Genomic DNA, 18,349 nt, shown 5'->3' with positions numbered 1-18,349 from the left:
GCGACGACCGACCGCTACGCGAGGTTGGTGACGAGCAGCAGCTCGCCGTCGTCCGAGACCTCGACGTCCACCCGGCCGGCCCCCGCAGCCACGAATCCCGACTGCGCCTGCCCCAGGTGCACCTGTGAGCCCCCGGCGCGAAGCGTCGCCTCGCCACGCGTGACGAGGGCGACGGCGAACCGCGGACTCGCGGGCAACGGATCGGCGCCGGGCCTCACCCGGAACACCTCGAACGTGGGCGCCACCTCGGCCGACAGCAGCCGGTCGAGCCCCGGTGCCACGGGCTCGGGACGATGGAAGTACCGTTCCCGAACCTGGGCGGTGGTCAGGTTGGCGTAGTCGAAGACGTCCATGCAGAAGTCGAGGTCACGGCCCATGAAACGCGCCGGCGGGGGCACCTCGATGCCCTCGCGGACGAACTCGCAGCGCACCACCCAGTCGCTGGGCTCCATGATCTCGACCAGCGTGATGCCCTCCCCGATGGCATGCGCCACGGCCCCCGGGATGTGGACGATGTCGCCCACCCTGACCGGCACGGGATCGAAACAGGCATCCATCGCAGCGATGTCCTGTGTGACGACGATCCGCCGCCACTCCTCGCGCGAGGACAGGTGCTGAAACCCCAGCCTGATGTAGGCATGCTCCGGGTCGCGGGCCGCCAGCACGTAGTAGGCCTCGAACTTCCCCCACTCCGAGTCCAGCCGCGCCCTCGAGAACTCCCTCGTCGGGTGGGCCTGCATGTGCAGACGCATGGACGAGTCCAGCAGTTTCGTGAGGAATCCGAGACTGTCGCCGTACCGCGCGCGATGCCCGGCGCCGAGGAACCATCCCGGGTCGGAGGCGATGAGGTCGGCGAACGCCACGGGTTCGCCCCCCGGGACGCGGACCCGCGCGAGCCCCTCACCGGGGATCTCGGGCAATCCCGGGTTGCGCGCCTCGACGAGCGATCCGACCCAGTCCTCGGGACGGTCGCCGTCGACGGGACGGGACGCACCCAGCAGCCGGTCGATGCCGGCACCGCCCCGGTAGTTGCGGCGCACCCGGTTGGGCTCGAACACGCAGAGGGCGGGTGAAGCGGTCATGAGACCTCCTGAAGCGCCCGCAGCACCGTCGCGGGGCTGTCGAGCATGAGGGCGATGGCGAATTCGAAGACGACCGGGGAGCATTCCAGCCCGGCCTTGGCCTGGGAGAAGGCGACCGCTCCCACCTCGGCGACGGACTCGTCCAGCTGAAGTTGGCGATACCTCTTGAACACCCCCGCTCGTCCCTGAGGCGGGCGATGAGCCGCCTCGTGGACGTGGAAGAGTTCGTGGGCCAGTGCGACCTCGGTCACGCGACCGGCGAGTTCCCGTGCCTCCACCACGAGCGACGGGTCCGCCTCCGGCCCCGCCCACCACTCCTCCAGGCGGGCCAGCAGCCGCACGTTGACGTCGATGGAGCGCGTCGCCTCGTCGAACACGGCCAGATACGGATAGGCGGTGGGCTCGGGCTCCTCGACATCGGCGACGGGCACCTTCTCTGAGGCCAGCGCGTCGCGCACGGAAATGCCGCGGAAGGCCTCGTCGGCGTCGGCGGCCGACCGGATCCCGCGTTCGATCAGTGCGAGCCGATCGGCGGCGGGCAGACGCCTGGCCGGCCCGGACTTGCGAAGAGTCCAGGCCAGCCAGGCCACCGGGTCGGTCTCCCGTACCCGGTGCAGCAGTTCCGCGGAGTCACTCACCGCGTGGTCACAACTCGTTGCGGGCGGCCACCACGATCACCGGCTCGTCCGGTGCGATGTCCTCGAACTCCGAGGCGAACAGGCCGGTGACCTGATCGAGCTCGGGCAGGCCGGAGTAGTCCACCAGCCGGCCACCGGCGATGATGTACACATCCGGATTGAGCACCATCTGCATCGAGTAGTTGCCCGTGTTGTTCCACGCATGGACGATCGCCTCGCTCGCGTCCTGCGGCGTGACGGTGTCGGCCTGGGCGTTGGCCCGCTGCACCTTGATGAAGCCCCGGGAGTCGACCACACGCAGGGCCTGACGTCCTGCCTTGTCGGCCGTCAGCACACGGAAGTAGCCGTTGTCGGCCGTCACGTCGACCTGCGAGGGCGCCACGCCCATCGATTCGGCCGCCAACTCGACGGCCTCCTCGCGGCTGCAGTTCTTCGACAGGTCGGTGGTGCGCACCTCTGTGGAGCCCATCGCGATCGCCGTCACGGTCTGGGCCTGGTCGTCGATCTCGATGAACAGGTCGATCGTCTCCTCGACGGCGCCCGCCCTGACGGCCAGTTCCCTGGCCTCCCGTTTGAGCTGGACGATGTCGTCCGGCGTGGGATTCGGGATCGTCCGTTGCACCATCTCGCGCACCATGGCCAGCGCGACGCCGATCGAACTGATCACCTCGGCGTTCTCGGGTATCTGATACGGGTGACCGGTGAGCTTGCCGGTGTACTTCAGCAGGGTGGACGCGCCGCCCCCGGCCCCGACGAGCACGACCTGGTCGGGTTCCAGCTTGTACTTGGCGAGCAGTTCGTCCACGACCGGGATGATCTTCTCGCAGCTGCGCCGCAGGATCGCCTCGGCGGTCTCCTCGATCGACGCCCCGATCTCGTCCGCGAGCAGCTTGACCGCCGCGCGGCTGGACTCGTAGCTGCCCCTCGAGTAGTCGCCCTCGTCCAGCAGGCCCGCGGCGTTCGCCGCGCACGTGTTGGTGATCGCGCAACTCGACCCGTCGTTCAGGCGGATCGCCACGTAGTCCTCCGGGTCGCCCGGCCTCGGCTGGAAGCGGTAGAGGCTCGCCCCCTCGAACAGCGAGGGCTCCGTGAAGGCCGCATACGGCAGATCGGCGATGTGCGCACTCCTCGGGCCTACGTCGACGATCTCGTGGTCACCGGCCCGCACCATCGAGCCACCCGCCACGCCAAGCACACGCACGTCGAGCGAGTTGACATAGGTGCGGTGGCCACCGATCACCGAGTAGTCGACGGCCGGGCGGGCGTCCTTGATCACGCCGATGTTCGTCGACGTGCCCCCGACCTCGAAGTAGACGCCGTTGGACGCCCGCAGGTACATGAGAGCACCGACCACCGACGCCGCGGGGCCCGACAGCATGGTGAGAATGGGCTTGTGGCGCATCTCCTCCACCTGCATGACGCCACCGTCGCCGCGCATGATCATGAGCGGCACCGTGATGCCCGCTTCGCGGACACTCGCCTCGGTGCTGTTCGCGGTCTCCAGCATCTTGGGCAGGATGGACGCGTTCAGCGCGGCCGTACGGGTGCGGGTCTTGAGCCCGTACAGCTTGGTGATGTCGGACGCGGCGGTCGCGCCCATCCCCTTGGCTTCCGCGGCGTCGGTGATCAGCTTCTCCTCCGTGGCGTCGTCCACCCCGAACGCCTTCGACGCGACGATCACCTGCGCACCCTGCTCGGCCATGTGGTCGACCAGGGACGGGGCGGTCTGCCCCGTGACGTCCTTCACCAGGGCGTAGTCGCTGAGCACATGGATCGATTTGCCGGTGCCCAGATCGATGTCGTCGATCCGGGTCTGGCGCTTGCTCATGAAACCCTCGATGCCACCCTTGCCCATTCCCAGGACGCCGACCGTGGCCACATCGCCCTCCAGGAGGGCGTTGGTCGCCTGCGTCGTCGAATGGGCGATGAAGATCACTTCGTCGGGTGAGATGTCACCGTTGCGCAGACACTCCTGGAAGGAGTCGACGACGCCCTGGGCCACCCCGCGGGGATGGTGGTGGGTGGTCATCACCGATCCCTTGGAGATGAGCTGGTTCGTCGCGTTGTCGATGGCGACGGCCTTGGTGTGGGTTCCCCCGACGTCGATGCCGATGCGGACTTTGCGGTCAGTCATGGATTCCGGCTCCTCACACCGCCAGCGTGAAGTACGCCAGCAACTCCATGATGATGCACATCAGCCAGCCCCATGGGAGACCGGTCTTGATGTACGTCCTCGGCTCGACCTTGGCGTAGCTCAGACCCCACATGCCCCACGACTGGGTCGGGCAGGTGTTGGCGACGATGGCCACGGGCGGGATGAGGAACAGGCCGAACAGGAACCAGTCGGAGAAGATGCCCAGCGCCTGCAGCACCGCGACGGTCGCGGCGCCGGAGCCGTAGATCATCAGCGGGCCACGGAACAGAGCCAGCGGCGCCAGGATGCCGAACGCGATCACCAGTGCCAGCATGCTGTGCGGGATGATGCCCCCGAGCAGATGAGAGAGGATCGGCGAGACCTGCGTGGCGGCGGCCTGGAAGATGTTGACGCCGTACAGCATGCCGATCAGCAGGCCCGACTCCGAGATGCCGTCGTGCAGTGTCTTCTGCATGACGTCCACCACGCGCTTGTAGCTGGTCATGTTCTTGGTCAGCAGGATGCCGGCGAAGATGCCCAGGATGAACGCAGGAACCGGCTGCCACTTGAAGACGGCGACCATGACGATCGGGATGAACGGCACGATGAACGAGTAGACCGGCACCTGGCTGGACGAGTCGGTGATCCTGGCGGCCCAGGCGTGCCGTGCGAGCCCACGCGTCTTGGCGCGCACGCTGTGGAAGACGAGGAAGACGATCGTCAGCAGCACGTGGATCGCCGTGGCGATCAGCGCGAACCGGACGTAGCCGTTCTCGTTGTAGTTGACGTTGAAGAACGCGTAGAACTGGCTGACGTACGCGATGTTGAGATACATGCCCCCGGCCACCGAGAACATGTAGGACGACAACGCGACGTGCTTGGGAACTCCCATCGAGAACATGATGGGCAGGACGATCATGCCGATGGCCATCACGGACCCGACGCCGAAGGCGCTGGTGAAGATGGCCGTGCACACGACGATCAGCAGGATGGAGGTCAGGAGGGCCTTGTCGCCGGCCAGTTCCACGACCTTCTTGATTATCGATCCCGCGATCCCGGTGTCGACGATGATCTTGCCGAACCAGGCGCCGAAGACGATGATCGCGATGGTCGCCCCGTAGTTCGCGACCGATTTCTGGAACACGTCGGTGACGACCGTCCCGATCGGGACCCAGCCGATCACGCACCACAGGACGGAGATCGCGAGGAACCCGAGGAGCAGGTTTCCCCCTCGGAAGCAATAGACGATGAGGCCGATGAAGGTCAACAGCAGCAGGATTCCCTGCACGGTGGCCAAGGCAGAACTCCCTCCACGAGACAACAGCGCCGCGCCGGGTGACCCTCGTGGTCACGTGTACGGCGGGCGGCGCCGCCACAGCGATGTGTGATTCAGTTTGGATGCTACGACTGCCATATCAGTTCGGTCAATCGGGCCGGCTCCCCGCGAGAGCACCCCGTCGCGGGCCCGGAGATGACTGCGCCATCCATGAACCGGCAGGCACAGACCGTCGGCACCATGCGAGTATTCGGAGGTGGACAACAACCGCCGGGGCGTCTGGTACGGCTTCATCGCGTATTTCCTATGGGGCATGTTCCCGCTCTACTTCCAGTTGCTGACCCGGTCGGGCGCATTCGAGATCGTCGCCTACCGGGTGATCTGCTCGCTGGTGTTCTGCCTGCTCGCACTCGCGGTGCTCCGGCAGTGGCGGCAGGTGCGCCGGGTGCTCGCGAATCGGCGCGCGACCATCGTCCTCGCACTGGCCGGCATCCTCGTCGCGGGAAACTGGACGCTCTACGTCTGGGGTGTGAACAACGGCTTCGCGATCGACGCCGCCCTCGGTTATTTCATCAATCCCCTCGTGAACGCCACCTTCGGGGTGGTGCTGCTGGGTGAGCGGATGCGTCGTCTGCAATGGGTGGCCTTCGGCATCGGGACGCTGGCCGTCGTCGTCCTCATCGTCGCCTACGGCCGTGTCCCCTGGGTGGCCATCGGCCTGGCGCTGACCTTCGGCCTGTACGGTCTGCTCAAGAAGCGGGTCGGGGCCGCGGTTCCCCCGCTGGCCGGGCTCACCGTGGAATCGTGCGCGGCCACCCCGTTCGCCATCGCCTACCTTGCCTGGCTGGCAGCGGTCGGCCAGGGCACGGTGAACCCGCTCAGCGGCTACGGGGCGCTGATGGCGCTGGCCGGCCCCGTCACGGCCATCCCCCTGCTGCTGTTCGCGGCGGCCACCGCACGCGTCCGGCTGTCGACGATGGGCATCCTGCAGTACGTCGCCCCGATCCTGCAGTTCCTCATCGGATGGCTGATCATCGGCGAGCAGATGCCCCCGGCGCGCTGGCTCGGGTTCTCGATCATCTGGGTCGCCTTGGTGATCTTCGTCGTCGATGCCCTCCGCGACCACAGCGCGGGACGCGACGTCCACGCCGACTGACCCGGCCCCAGCCATCGTCGGCCACAAAGGTCTGGATGCCTGAACCCAGTTGAACTTAGGCTGTGCGCGTGAAACGGAGCATCTTCACGCGTCGCCGCATCGCGCTGGGGACGGCGGCCGTGGTCGTCGTCGGGCTGGCCGGCGCCACCACCGCGTACGCCACGTACTTCTCGGGCCGCGGGCTGCCGGGTGTGACCGTGGCCGGGACCTCGGTCACGGGGCAGACGGCCGAGCAGGCCGCCGCCGCGCTGTCGCAACGCGCCGCGGACGTCGGCATCGACGTGACGCTCGATGGCCGGACGACCACGTTCACACTGGCCGATCTCGGCGCCGTCGTGGACGCCGAGGCCACCATCGCCAACGCGTTCGAGGCCAACGGCCAACTCGGCAGCCGCCTGTCGGCGCTGACCGCCGGCCGTGACGTGCCGATCGTGGTCAGCTTCGACGACTCCAGGGCGCAGCAGGTTGTCGACGGCCTGGTCGGCGATGCCAGCGCCCCGGCGAGAGACGCGACCGTGTCCGTCGCCGCCGACGGTGCGTCGTTCGCCGTCACCCCTGCTCAGGCAGGCATCAGTGTGGACGCAGGGCCGCTGATCGAGGCCGCGACCGCGGCTGCGGCCACCCTGACGTCGACCGACGTCGTCCTGTCGCCCACATCGGTCGAGCCGCTGGTGTCGACCGAGAAGGCGCAGAAGGTGGCGGACGCGGCCAACGGCCTGGTGTCACTGGACGTGGCCGTCGACGGAAGAGGCGAGATCCACGCCGCGTCGGCCACCGAGAAGGTCGGCTGGGTGGCACTGCCTGCCCTCGACACCGCCGACCCGCAGCCGGCCGTCGACGGGGCACGCGTGGGCGCCTGGATCGCCTCGGTCGGCGAGGCCACCGAGATCGCGCCCGTCGCGGGCGTCCGCAACGTGAACGAACGCGGCGAGGTCGTCTCGATCTCGCAGGAGGGCCAGACGGGTTACGCGGCCACCAACACCGACGCGGTGACCAGCGAGGCCGTCGCCGCCCTGCAGGCAGGAGTCCCGTATTCGGGTGCGCTCAGTTACGACGCGACCGAGCCGACCTACGAGGACCGCCTGATCGCCGAAGGCGCGCAGAACCTCGTCTACCAGGCCGCGCCGGGCGAGAAATGGCTCGACGTCGACCTGAGCTCGAACTCCGTGACCGCCTACGAGGGTGCGACAGTCGTGTCCGGCCCGATGGCCATGGTCCCGGGGATGCCGGAGATGCCGACCCCCACCGGCACCTTCCGCGTCTATCTGAAGTACGACGTGCAGACGATGCGCGGCACCAACCCGGACGGGACGCCCTACGTGGCCCCGGGTATCCCCTGGGTCACCTACTTCACCGGATCGATCGCCTTCCACGGCGCACCGTGGCGCGACTCGTTCGGCTGGAGCGGCCCGGGAGGATCGCACGGCTGTGTGAACCTGCCCGTCAGCTCCGCGAAGTTCATCTACGACTGGGCCCCGATGGGCACCGTCGTGGTGAGCCACTACTGACCCCGCCAGTACGCCCGGCTCCTCCGCCGGGGCGTGGACGCCGGCCGCCCGGGTCGACTCGCCGCACCCCGCCGACGGTCAAGACTTGACCGTGATGTGCCTCATATAAAGCCGCCCGCATGAACCGGACGCCTGCTAGATTCTGAGCGACCCGTTCGGTCGGACCATTCTCTTCGCTCGAGAGTTCCGAAAGCGTGTTGTCATGGAACGACGACGTTCCCCAAGGCTCCTGGCCGCGTCGGCAAGCCGACCACCGCTGCCCCGCACCGCCACGTCGTGGCCGACAGGGAACCGCTTCCGCCGAATCCTCGTGCCCGAGACGGTGGCACCCCTACCAGATCGCTCGCGGCATACCCACGGACGGACCAGTGGCACCGGTTCGACGACGGGTTGCTCCCACCGGCAACGAAGCCGGATCACCGGAGCACACCCCTCACAGTTAGGAAACTCCCGTGGGAATATCCACCGCGGCACTCGTGTCGCTCATAGCGCTGGCCGTCATCGTGATCATCTCCTGCTTCCGGGACATGAACGTCGGCATCCTCGCGATCGCCGCCGGCATCGCCATCGGCATGGCGTTGCTCGGCATGAAGTTGTCGGAGACCTTCGCGAGCTGGCCGATCAGCCTGTTCATGACGTTGACCGGCGTCACCTTCATGTTCTCCTGCGCGCAGGTGAACGGCACGATGGAGAAGCTGACCGCCCATACCGTGCGGCTGGCAAGGACGAACACCGCGTTCATCCCCCTCACGCTCTTCCTCCTGGTGACCGCGATCACCACGATCGGGCCGGGCAACATCGCCACCGTCGCCCTGCTGGCACCCACCGCGATGGCGATCGCCGGACGAATCGGGTTGCCCGCCTTCGCCATGACCCTGCTGATCGTCGGGGCGGCGGACGGCGCCGCGTTCTCACCCATCGCGCCGACCGGGATCATCTCCAACAGCCTGATCGCCGCCATGGCCCCGCAACTCGGGATCACCGAGGACCAGCTGCCCGGGATCGGCTGGAAGATGTACTTCAACTCCGAGATCGCCCAGAGCGTCGTCAACCTGGGAGGGTTCTTCCTGCTCGGCGGCGGGGCCTGGATGCGCAAACAGAAGAGCGGCGGCATCGACATCGACGAGATCGCCCCGAAACCCGAGCCGTTCACCCCGAAGCAGTGGTCCACCCTGGCCGGGATGGTCGTGCTCATCGTCATGGTCATCTTCTTCAAGTGGGACGTCGGGATGACCGCCTTCTTCATCAGCGCCGCGTTCCTCCTGCTGGGCATCGCCGACGACTCGCAGGCGATCAAGGAGATGCCCTGGGGCGTCATCGTCATGGTCTGCGGCATGTCGCTGCTGATCGGCATCATGGACCAGGCCGGAGGCCTGGCGGTGATCGCCAACTCGATCGGCGCCATCTCCAACCCCATCACCGTCACCGGCGTCCTCGCCCTGGTCAGCGGTGTCGTCTCGGCCTATTCCAGCTCGTCGGGCGTGGTCATGCCCACGTTCCTGCCGATGGTCCCGGGCATCATCCAGGAGATCGGGGGAGGGGACCCGATCTCGCTCATCTCGTCGATCAACGTCGGCGCCCACCTGGTCGACACCTCTCCCCTGTCGGTCTTCGGCGCGCTGTGCCTCGCGTGCGCCGCCGAGCACGAGGACAAGGCCAAGCTCTTCCGTCACCTGCTGTTCTGGGGCCTGTCGATGGCGGTGGTCGGAGCGATCATCTGCCTCGTCTGCTTCGGAGTGCTCGGGCTGTGACGGCCTCGATCCGGTTGCCCCGGGCGCATCCGCGCGGGGCAACCGGGTAGGCTCCCGGCAGTTCGCGCAGAGCAAAGGTCGTAGCCTCGTCGGGTGTCGGGCCACGAGGCGTCTGACCGCCGCATAGGCTATGGCCATGCTGATCAATGCGTACTCGACGCGGCGCGGCAGCTGCACCCACAGCTTTGCCGACCCCGCCGAGCGCGCACGTTGGACCGCCGGGGACGGGCCCGACCAAGCCTTCGAGGACCACCTGCGCGACTTCGAGGACTACGTCGAGGCGGCGGCCGCCGGAAGTGTCACGGTGGGCACCGACGCTCTCCTACGGCATGTCCGCGACGTGCAGCGCTGGTACTCGTTCACCATCGACGCGGACGATCCCGACCAGCTCTCCGACCTGACCAGCTGGGCGAAGCAGGCCAACGCCGTGCTGGTGATCGACGGTGCGGTGCTGGACGGACGCGGTCGTCCGCTGCTGCCCGGCCCGCACGGGGACGCGTCCGGCGAAGTACCCGTGGTGCCCGAGGCCCGCGAGCGCGGCGAACGGGTTCGCCAGTGGCTCGCGAGCGCCAGGAGCATCCCCGTGCCGGCGGCGGTTCCCCCGGTGCGCGCCGAGAGCGAGGTCGTCCCCCGATCCGCCGAGGCCGTCGGGCTGCGCATTCTCGCCCTCGTCCTCGTCTCGGACTTCGCGTCCTCGCTGGCCGGGGGGAACCCGCTCGACCCCGAGGCCATGCAGTGGTCGTTCCCGCAGGGGTTCGCCGCCATGAGCCCGGCCGAGCGCGACCTCTTCGAGCAACGGGACGAGCAGCAGGCCCTGCAACTGACCTGGAGAATCGAATCGGCCCTCGAGCTGCTGTGGGCCATCGATCGCACCACGCTCGAATGGCCGTCGCACAGCTGCACGACCGATCAGGTGAAACAGCTCGTCCTGTCGGCCGGCGAGACGGCCTTCCTCGAAGAGCTGGAGTTGCGTCCCGTCGGCGAGTTGCTGGACGAGTACGAATGCCTGCACTCCATGGGATGGGCACTGACCGAGCAGCAGCTGTACGGCGGCACCGTGGTGCCCGACACCGACGGCGAGGTCGTCGCCGAGCGCCTGGCCGCGATCAGCTGGCTCACGAACGGCTCGCTGGCCTGGGACGACGCCGACACCTGGGATCGCCTGCTGCAGGGCCCGCTGGCCTGAGGCTCCGATCCGGGACGCGGGCAGACCTCTCGCCCGGGCCCACCGGGCCCAGCTTCGCTCTTGTTCACGCGCACCCCCACCCCGTTCACGCACCCCCACCCCCGTTCACGCGCCCTCACCCCGTTCACGCGGCCCGCCTGACCTCGCGCGGGCGCCGTCACTTCCCGCGGGTCGTACAACGCCCGCGGGAGCACACAGCACCCGCGTGAAGAACACGAGACCCGCGCGAGGTCAGGCGGGCCGCGTGGAGAAGGCCAGCTGTCCGGCTGCGCAGCGCCGGGATCACCTACAGCCGCCAAAACCACCTGCAGCCGGGGCCACCCCCACAGCCGGCGCCATCAGGCCACCGTCTACAGCCGACGCCGGCTACAGCCGAGTTCGCCTACAACTGGGGAAGGTGCAGGCGGCGCAGCACCGGGTTGAGCAGATCGAAGTACTCGGTGATGTGCATGATCCTGGCCGCGAGCGTGAACACCGCCACGAACACCAGCGCACCCAGGCCGAGAGCGAGCGCCTGCCAGGCCCATGCCTCGCCGAACGACAGCACCAGGACGCTCGTCCCCCAGGCCGCCAGCCCCCCGATCACGGACGCCAACCCCAGCCGCACGTAGAGCCGGAGCACGTCCGACAGGCCCAGGCCGCCCACTTGGCGCCGCGCGTACCACACGAACACGAGCGCGAGCGTGGTATTGCTCACCAGCATCCCCAGGCACAGGACGGCCATGCCGTTGTGCGCGGGCACGGTGAGTGACAGCAATGCGAAGGTGACCTGGATACCGGTCGACAGGCACTGCATCCACAAGTTGGTGCGGCCCTGCTCGGTGGCGAAGCAGTACTGCTGCTGCAAGGTGGCGATCGTGTACGGCAGAGTGCTGGACGCCATCACCATCAGCAACGCAGCGGTCGCCGACGCCTCGTCACGGTCGAGGGTGAAGTAGATGACGCTGACGATCGGTCCTGCGAGGCTGATGAGCACCGCGCTCGCTGGGATGATGCCGACGGCAGGCAGAGTGAGGCCCTTGCGCAGGAGCGCCTGCATGCCGAAGGCATCGTCCCCCGGCTCGTCGCGACGCTGCCAAGCGCGCGCCAACTGTGGGAACAATGCCGTCAGCAGCGAGATCCCGATGAGGGAGTACGGCACCTGGAACAGGCTCAGCGCATTCTGGTAGGCCGCATAGCCGGGTACGTAGATCTCGTCCCCGGCATTGATCGGAAGGTAGGTGGCCACCTTCATGATCAGCAGCCCGCCGCCCTGGGCGATGACGAGCGCGAGGAAGGTGAGCCCCGCGAACCGTCCCACCTGCCCGAAGCCGTAGCCCCGCAGACCCCAGCGCGGCGACCACCGGAAGCCGGTCCGTCGCAGGAAGGGCAGCAGGACGATCGTCTGGATGAGGATGCCGAACGTTGCCGTACCCGCCAGCACCCAGACCATCTCGGAGGTCCAGACCGTGGGATCGTCCTGCTGACCCCACAACCGCAGGAAGACGATCTCGCCGATGATGGCCACCACGTTGTTGGCCACCGGCGCCCACCCGTACGCTCCGAAGCTGCCGCGCGCGTTGAGGATGTTGCCCAGCACGGCGAAGACACCGTAGAAGAGCACCTGGGGCATGCACAGGAACGCGAAGGAGATGGCCAGGTGCAGCCCCGGCCCACTCAGCGAGGTGAACACCCGGATGAACACGGCCGCCCCGGCAGTGCAGAGGGCCGCCACCGCAATGACAAGCATGAACGTGGCTGTCAACAACCTGTCGACGTAATCCTTGCCGCCGTCCGGCCGCTTCATGGCCTTGGTGATCTGGGGTACCAGGATCGCGTTGAGGATGCCTCCCGACAGCAGCACGAGGATGAAGTTCGGCAGAGTGTTCGCAGCCTTGAAGGCATCGGCGGCCACCGACTGGCCGAGCACCCATGCCTGGAGGGTCGCGTTGACCATGCCGAGGACGCGGCTGGCCAGCGTCCCCGACGCCATGAGGATGGAGTTGCGTCCCAGATTCTTGCGATCGGCCTTGTCGATCGACTCGTCGAGCGACTCGGGGACCTCCGTGCCCTCGGGCTCGCCGACAGGGGCCTCACCGGTGTCGACGGCACGTTGCGCGACCGAGGGATGCGGCCCGGAATGCAGGGGCCGGTACGCCCGCGAGCCGATGTCGTGCCGGACGACGGGCGCGGGCGGGACGAAGTGGGCGATCGTCGGGTCGATGACGGGCAGATAGGCCGTCTCGTCCGGATCGAAGTACCCCTGGTTGAAGTAGTCGGCCCGTCGGGCGGGGGGCCCCGCGTGCGACCCTCCCGGCGTGGCTCCTTCCCGGAAGCCGCGTCGGGGGGGCGTGGGGGGCCCTTCGGTCACCGCCCCGTTCCCGCGTAGACGACAGCCTCCTCGGCCCCGTCCAGGCCAAATTCGGTGTGGGCGGCCTGTACGGCCGCATCGACGTCCGCCGCGTCGACGACGACCGATATACGGATCTCCGAGGTGCTGATCATCGATATGTTCACACCCACTCTCGCGAGCGCTTCGAAGAACCTGGCCGTCACACCGGGGTGCGTCCGCATGCCCACGCCGACCACGGCGACCTTGCCGATCTGGTCGTCATAGCGCAGCTCGGCGAAGCCGATCTCGTCGCGGGCCGCGTTCAGCGCGTCCACCGCCCGCTTGCCGTCGGTCTTCGGGATGGTGAAGGTGATGTCGGTGGCGCCGGTCGCCACCTCCGAGACGTTCTGCACGATCATGTCGACGTTGATGTCGCTCGCCGCGATGATCCGGAAGATCGCGGCTGCCTTGCCCACCTGGTCGGGCACGCCGGCGACCGTGATCTTGGCCTCGGTGCGATCGTGGGCGACCCCGCTGATGACTGCCTCTTCCATGGCGTTCCCCTTCTTCAGATCGGCGTGACCGGTCACGATCGTCCCCGGGTTGTCACTGAACGAACTGCGCACGTGCACGGCGACCCCCTCGCGCCGCGCGTACTCCACACAGCGCAGGTGCAGCACCTTGGCGCCGCACGCTGCCAGTTCCAGCATCTCCTCGTAGCTGATCTCGGGGATCCGGCGGGCACCCTTGACGATGCGCGGGTCGGCGGTGAACACGCCGTCCACATCGGTGTAGATCTCGCAGACCTCCGCCCCCAGCGCGGCGGCCAGAGCGACGGCCGTCGTGTCGGACGCGCCGCGGCCGAGCGTGGTCACGTCCTTCGTCGCCTCCGACACCCCCTGGAACCCGGCCACGATGGCGATGTAACCCAACGACAGTGCCTTCTCGATGCGGCCGGGCGTGATGTTGATGATGCGGGCGTTGCCGTGCTGGGCGGTCGTGATGACCCCCGCCTGGCTTCCCGTATAGCTGAGCGCCCTCGCCCCGAGATCGTTCAGCGCCATGGCGAGCAGCGCCGCGGACTGCCGCTCGCCGGTGGTGAGCAGCATGTCGAGCTCTCGCGGCTTGGGATCGGGGCTCACCTGCTGCGCGAGGTCCATGAGATCGTCGGTCGTGTCCCCCATCGCCGAGATGACGACGACCACATCGTTGCCTGCCTGCTTGGCGGCAAGGATCCGCCGGGCGACACGCTTGATCGAGTCAGCGTCCGCAACAGACGAACCGCCATACTTCTGGACGATCCGTTTGCCGGTTCGCTCGTTCTCCGCCATTCGTTCCTCCTCGACAACGGGAGCAACTCTATCCGGTCGGCCGCGGGCGACTCACTATCGCTGGGCGTTGCGTGGCCGGATGGCCCGAACATCGCCCCGGGTAGGCTGAAGCAATGGATCTGCCCATCGAGGACGCCGACCGCGATCGCGTCATCGCCGGGCTGCGCGCACAACACGCCGCCGGACAGCTGGACGCGGGTGAACTCAACAGGCGCGTCGAGATCGCGCTGAACACCGCCGATCACGACGAGTTGGATGCCCTGACCGATGGCCCGCCGCCGCTGTCGTCCATGACCTGGACGCCGAACCCGAATCAGCAGGTCGCCCCGTACACGGCTGGTGATGCCTACTATCCGCCGGTGAACCCGCACCGGACGAGCCGTCGGGCGATACGGCGGGAGCGGGCTTGGCAGCCCTCGGTGATGTGGATCGTCTCGCTCGTCGTTCTTGCGGTCGTCACGATCGTCGTGCTTCGATCCGGCGGGTTCTTCTGGGCGCTGATCCTGCTCTTCCCCTTGTGGAGGAACGTCTCACGCATGCGTGGCCGCGGTTCGGTCAATCCGCCCCATCTCCCTCCGCCTCCCAGGGGCGTCCAGGACCGGTTCGACGCCGACGGCGGCTCGACGGCTTCCTGACCGGGCGTCCAGAGCCTGGACGCGTCGTCCGCCCGGAATCGCCCACCGTTTCCCATGGAAGGCGGCCCGGGACGGGTCGGCTCGCGGACAAGCACCGATGCGCGGTAGGTTGGTGAGTCCCATGGCGATCGCGCCGTCGACGCCGACGCGGTGATCGAGCGATGGGCTGAGTGGATCGGAAGGACCTGACATGACAAACCCACTGCGTGGGATGACCGCGCTCGCGATCGTGGGCGCCCTGGCGCTCGCCGGCTGCGGCTCGGATTCCTCCTCCGGCTCGTCGAGCTCCGGGACGGTGTACCGGATCGGCATCACGCAGATCGTCTCGCACCCGTCCCTGGACGCGGCGCGCGAAGGCTTCAAGCAGGCACTCGCCGACGCCGGCATCGAAGCCGAGTACGACGAGCAGAACGCCCAGGGCGATCAGGCGACCGCCACCTCGATCGCCAGCAAGTTCGCCTCGCAGGATCTCGACCTCGTCCTCGCCGTGGCGACCCCGACCGCCCAGGCCGCGGCGCAGGCCATCATCGACACGCCCATCCTGTTCACGGCTGTCACCGATCCGGTCGCGGCCGACCTCGTCGACAGCAACGAGACGCCCGGGGGCAACATCACCGGCACCACCGACATGAACCCGGTGGCCGAGCAGATCGCGCTGGTCAAGCGGCTGAACCCCGACGCGAAGACGGTGGGCATCCTCTACTCGTCCGGCGAGGTCAACTCGCAGGTGCAGGTCGAACTCGCCCGCGAGGCGGCCGACGAACAGGGCCTCACCGTCGTCGAGAAGACGATCACCACCACCAGCGAGGTGCTGCAGGCCGCGCAGACCCTCGACGTCGACGCCATCTACGTGCCCACCGACAACAACGTGGTGGCGGGTCTCGACACGGTCATCCAGGTCGCCGAGGACAAGCAGATCCCGCTCATCGCCGGCGAGACCGACTCGGTCGCCAAGGGCGCCCTGATCACCTACGGCCTCGACTACACCGAGTTGGGCAGGCAGACCGGCGAGATGGCCGTGAAGATCCTCACCGAGGGCGCCGACCCGGCCACACTGGCCGTCGAGAGCCAGAAGACCCCCAAGCTGGTCATCAACACCACTGCCGCCGAGCGGATGGGCGTCACGGTGCCCCAGGACCTGCTCGACGAGGCGGACGAGACGGTATCCTGACGGCCTGACCGGGCACAGGAAACCAGAAAGGCACTGGTAGTCGATGATCGCGGCGCTCGATTTGGGCCTCATCTTCGGACTGATGGCCCTCGGGGTCTATCTGACGTTCCGGATCCTCGATTTCGCCGACCTCACCATCGACGGCAGTTTCACCACCGGCGCGGCGACGGCGGCGACCCTGCTCGTGGCGGGCTGGCCGCCGATCCTCGCCACCCTCGCGGGCACCGCCGTAGGGCTGGTGGCCGGGCTCGTCACCGGGCTGCTGAACACCAAGGGCAAGATCCACCCGCTGCTCGCCGGCATCCTCACCCAGATCGCGCTGTACTCCATCAACCTGCGCATCATGGGCAAGGCGAACGTGCCGCTGCTGCGCATCGACACCCTCTTCACCCCGTTGCGGGACGCCGGCCTGATCGGCACCTTCGCGTCCGTCGGCATCCTGGCCGCGGTGCTGGCGTGCTTCCTCGTCGCGTTCGACTGGTTCTTGTCGACCGACCTCGGGCTGGCCCTGCGGTCGACCGGCGACAACGAGGGCATGGCTCGCGCCCAGGGCATCAACACCGATGCGATGAAGCTGCTCGGGCTGTCGCTCAGCAACGGTCTGGTCTCGTTGTCGGGCGCGTTGTTCGCCCAGTACCAGGGCTACGCCGACATCGGGATGGGTATCGGCCTCATCGTCGCGGGTCTCGCGTCGGTCATCATCGGCACCGCGATCTTCACCTCCCAGCGCATCTGGGTCGTCACCCTGGCCGTGGTCGCAGGCTCGGTCATCTACCGGGCGATCATCCAGGCGGCACTCATGATCCCGTGGTTCGACCCGAACGACATGAAGCTGCTCTCCGCGATCATCGTGGTGGCCGCGCTGCTGCTGCCCCGCTGGGACGTCTTCAACCAGATACGGGCGCGCGCCCGCGAGCGCGATGCCGGGTTCGACCCGTGGGGTACGCCGGACGCCGAGGAACTCGACTCGGGCGACGCGCGTCCGCCGTCGCACGGCTTCGTGAAGAAGGCAGGTCGCAAGGATGCCTGAGACGACCGTTTCCGCCCGGACGCGCCCGATGCTGGAGGTGCGGAACGTCTCGAAGGCGTTCTTCCAGCACACGATCAACGAGAAGATCGCCCTGCGCGACGTCACACTCGAGTTGGAGCCGGGCGACTTCGTCACCGTGATCGGCAGCAACGGTGCCGGGAAGTCGACGCTGCTGAACGTGGTGGCAGGACGCTATCGTCCCGAACTCGGCTCGGTGTGGATCGACGGGCTCGACGTCACCAAACATCCCGATTACAAGGTGGCTCGCTACGTCGGGCGGGTCTTCCAGGACCCGATGGCCGGCACCTCGCCCCACCTGACGATCGAGGAGAATCTCGCGATCGCCTGGGCACGCACGCGGGGACGCGGCCTGCACCTCGGCGTCAGCCGTGCACGCAAGGCCGAGTTCCGCGAGGAACTCAAGAGCCTCGAGCTCGGGCTGGAGAATCGCCTCACGGCCCGGGTCGGGCTGCTGTCCGGCGGGCAGCGGCAGGCGCTGAGCCTCGTCATGGCCTCGTTCACCAAACCGCGCATCCTGCTGCTGGACGAGCACACCGCTGCCCTCGACCCGCAGCGCGCCGCGCTCATCACCCGGCTCACCCGCGAGATGGTCGAGCGGCACGCCCTGACCACGCTCATGGTCACGCACAACATGGAACAGGCCCTGGAACTCGGCAACCGGCTCATCATGATGCACGAGGGCCGCATCATCCTGGAACTGGCCGGGGACGACAAGCGCGCCGCCACCGTCGCCGACCTGCTGGCCCAGTTCGACCAGATCAAGGGCGCCCAGCTGTCCGATCGGACCATGCTCGGCTGACCACCACCGGATCGTGGAAGATTGTGGTTCGACTACGCACCACGATCTTCCACGTTGTTCGCCAACAACGCACGTCGAGCCTGTCGAAACGAACACCGTCCCTTCGACAAGCTCAGGGACCAACAACGCTCGTTGAGCTTGTCGAAACGAACACCACCCAAGGACCAACAACGCACGTTGAGCCTGTCGAAACGAACACCGTCCCTTCGACAGGCTCAGGGACCAACAACGCACGTCGAGCTTGTCAAAACGAACACCGTCCCTTCGACAGGCTCAGGGACCAGCAACGCTCGTTGAGCTTGTCGAAACGAACACCACCC

Annotated in this window: 14 protein-coding genes; 8 read left to right on the top strand and 6 right to left on the bottom strand. The window is 67.7% G+C overall.

Translation table 11 applies throughout. From position 1 onward, the window contains the following. Positions 1-14 precede the first annotated feature (14 nt). The 4 genes from FB473_RS00240 to FB473_RS00225 are packed head-to-tail and all read right to left on the bottom strand — an operon-like array spanning position 15 to position 5,151. Entirely contained in the window at positions 15-1,082 is a 1,068-nt protein-coding gene (locus FB473_RS00240; RefSeq protein WP_167163747.1) for a mannose-6-phosphate isomerase, read from the bottom strand. Continuing rightward, positions 1,079-1,720: a hypothetical protein gene (locus FB473_RS00235; RefSeq protein WP_167163745.1), complete on the bottom strand. Its 642-nt coding sequence runs from the start codon at positions 1,718-1,720 to the stop codon at positions 1,079-1,081. Before FB473_RS00235 ends, FB473_RS00240 begins: the two co-directional genes overlap by 4 nt. Before the next feature lie 7 nt (positions 1,721-1,727). Beyond that, positions 1,728-3,854 (bottom strand): hydantoinase/oxoprolinase family protein, encoded by a 2,127-nt coding sequence (locus FB473_RS00230; RefSeq protein ID WP_167163743.1) that lies wholly within the window; start codon positions 3,852-3,854, stop codon positions 1,728-1,730. 13 nt (positions 3,855-3,867) lie between these two features. Continuing rightward, positions 3,868-5,151, bottom strand: coding sequence for a citrate transporter (locus tag FB473_RS00225; RefSeq protein ID WP_167163741.1), 1,284 nt, complete (start codon positions 5,149-5,151; stop codon positions 3,868-3,870). Positions 5,152-5,386: 235 nt separating this feature from the next. Between FB473_RS00225 and rarD the strand changes: the two genes are divergently transcribed. The 4 genes from rarD to FB473_RS00205 all read left to right on the top strand — a co-directional run bounded on the left by rarD (position 5,387) and on the right by FB473_RS00205 (position 10,731). Further along, the gene (rarD, locus tag FB473_RS00220) at positions 5,387-6,286 is read left to right on the top strand and encodes an EamA family transporter RarD (protein WP_341769985.1); all 900 of its coding nucleotides are present in this window, start codon (positions 5,387-5,389) and stop codon (positions 6,284-6,286) included. A gap of 68 nt (positions 6,287-6,354) precedes the next feature. Then, entirely contained in the window at positions 6,355-7,794 is a 1,440-nt protein-coding gene (locus FB473_RS00215; RefSeq protein ID WP_167163739.1) for a L,D-transpeptidase family protein, read from the top strand. A gap of 452 nt (positions 7,795-8,246) precedes the next feature. Beyond that, positions 8,247-9,545 carry an SLC13 family permease gene (locus tag FB473_RS00210; protein WP_167163738.1) on the top strand — a complete coding sequence of 433 codons (1,299 nt, stop codon included), beginning with the start codon at positions 8,247-8,249 and terminating at the stop codon, positions 9,543-9,545. A 136-nt stretch (positions 9,546-9,681) separates the two neighbouring features. After that, the gene (locus tag FB473_RS00205; protein ID WP_167163736.1) at positions 9,682-10,731 is read left to right on the top strand and encodes a DUF4272 domain-containing protein; all 1,050 of its coding nucleotides are present in this window, start codon (positions 9,682-9,684) and stop codon (positions 10,729-10,731) included. 382 nt (positions 10,732-11,113) lie between these two features. Here the strand turns inward: FB473_RS00205 and murJ are convergent, their stop codons facing one another. Beyond that, on the bottom strand, positions 11,114-13,081 hold the full coding sequence (murJ, locus tag FB473_RS00200; protein ID WP_341769983.1) for a murein biosynthesis integral membrane protein MurJ: 1,968 nt from the start codon (positions 13,079-13,081) through the stop codon (positions 11,114-11,116). Then, complete coding sequence (locus FB473_RS00195; RefSeq protein ID WP_167163734.1) at positions 13,078-14,373, bottom strand: aspartate kinase; 1,296 nt, start codon at positions 14,371-14,373, stop codon at positions 13,078-13,080. The genes murJ and FB473_RS00195 overlap by 4 nt, the downstream gene beginning before the upstream one ends. A 113-nt stretch (positions 14,374-14,486) precedes the next feature. Between FB473_RS00195 and FB473_RS00190 the strand changes: the two genes are divergently transcribed. The 4 genes from FB473_RS00190 (at position 14,487) to FB473_RS00175 (ending at position 18,029) form a co-directional block, all read left to right on the top strand. After that, a complete protein-coding gene (locus FB473_RS00190; RefSeq protein WP_167163732.1) occupies positions 14,487-15,008 on the top strand; it encodes a DUF1707 SHOCT-like domain-containing protein in 522 nt (173 codons plus the stop codon). A 190-nt stretch (positions 15,009-15,198) separates the two neighbouring features. Beyond that, entirely contained in the window at positions 15,199-16,179 is a 981-nt protein-coding gene (locus FB473_RS00185) for an ABC transporter substrate-binding protein (RefSeq protein WP_243863435.1), read from the top strand. A 43-nt stretch (positions 16,180-16,222) separates the two neighbouring features. Further along, positions 16,223-17,209, top strand: a complete 987-nt coding sequence (locus FB473_RS00180) for an ABC transporter permease (protein ID WP_167163730.1) — start codon at positions 16,223-16,225, stop codon at positions 17,207-17,209. Continuing rightward, positions 17,202-18,029 (top strand): ABC transporter ATP-binding protein, encoded by an 828-nt coding sequence (locus tag FB473_RS00175; RefSeq protein WP_243863434.1) that lies wholly within the window; start codon positions 17,202-17,204, stop codon positions 18,027-18,029. The genes FB473_RS00180 and FB473_RS00175 overlap by 8 nt, the downstream gene beginning before the upstream one ends. Positions 18,030-18,349: the final 320 nt, after the last annotated feature.

This window comes from Brooklawnia cerclae (assembly GCF_011758645.1).
Classification (GTDB): domain Bacteria; phylum Actinomycetota; class Actinomycetes; order Propionibacteriales; family Propionibacteriaceae; genus Brooklawnia; species Brooklawnia cerclae.
This window is presented reverse-complemented; position numbering and strand designations above follow the sequence as displayed.

Excerpts from the sequence above, each read along its gene's own strand:
- FB473_RS00240 (WP_167163747.1), bottom strand. The coding sequence starts at position 1,082 with ATGACCGCTTCACCCGCCCTCTGCGTGTTCGAGCCCAACCGGGTGCGC.
- FB473_RS00230 (WP_167163743.1), bottom strand. The coding sequence starts at position 3,854 with ATGACTGACCGCAAAGTCCGCATCGGCATCGACGTCGGGGGAACCCAC.
- FB473_RS00205 (WP_167163736.1), top strand. The coding sequence starts at position 9,682 with ATGCTGATCAATGCGTACTCGACGCGGCGCGGCAGCTGCACCCACAGC.
- FB473_RS00195 (WP_167163734.1), bottom strand. The coding sequence starts at position 14,373 with ATGGCGGAGAACGAGCGAACCGGCAAACGGATCGTCCAGAAGTATGGC.
- FB473_RS00190 (WP_167163732.1), top strand. The coding sequence starts at position 14,487 with ATGGATCTGCCCATCGAGGACGCCGACCGCGATCGCGTCATCGCCGGG.
- FB473_RS00185 (WP_243863435.1), top strand. The coding sequence starts at position 15,199 with ATGACAAACCCACTGCGTGGGATGACCGCGCTCGCGATCGTGGGCGCC.
- FB473_RS00180 (WP_167163730.1), top strand. The coding sequence starts at position 16,223 with ATGATCGCGGCGCTCGATTTGGGCCTCATCTTCGGACTGATGGCCCTC.
- FB473_RS00175 (WP_243863434.1), top strand. The coding sequence starts at position 17,202 with ATGCCTGAGACGACCGTTTCCGCCCGGACGCGCCCGATGCTGGAGGTG.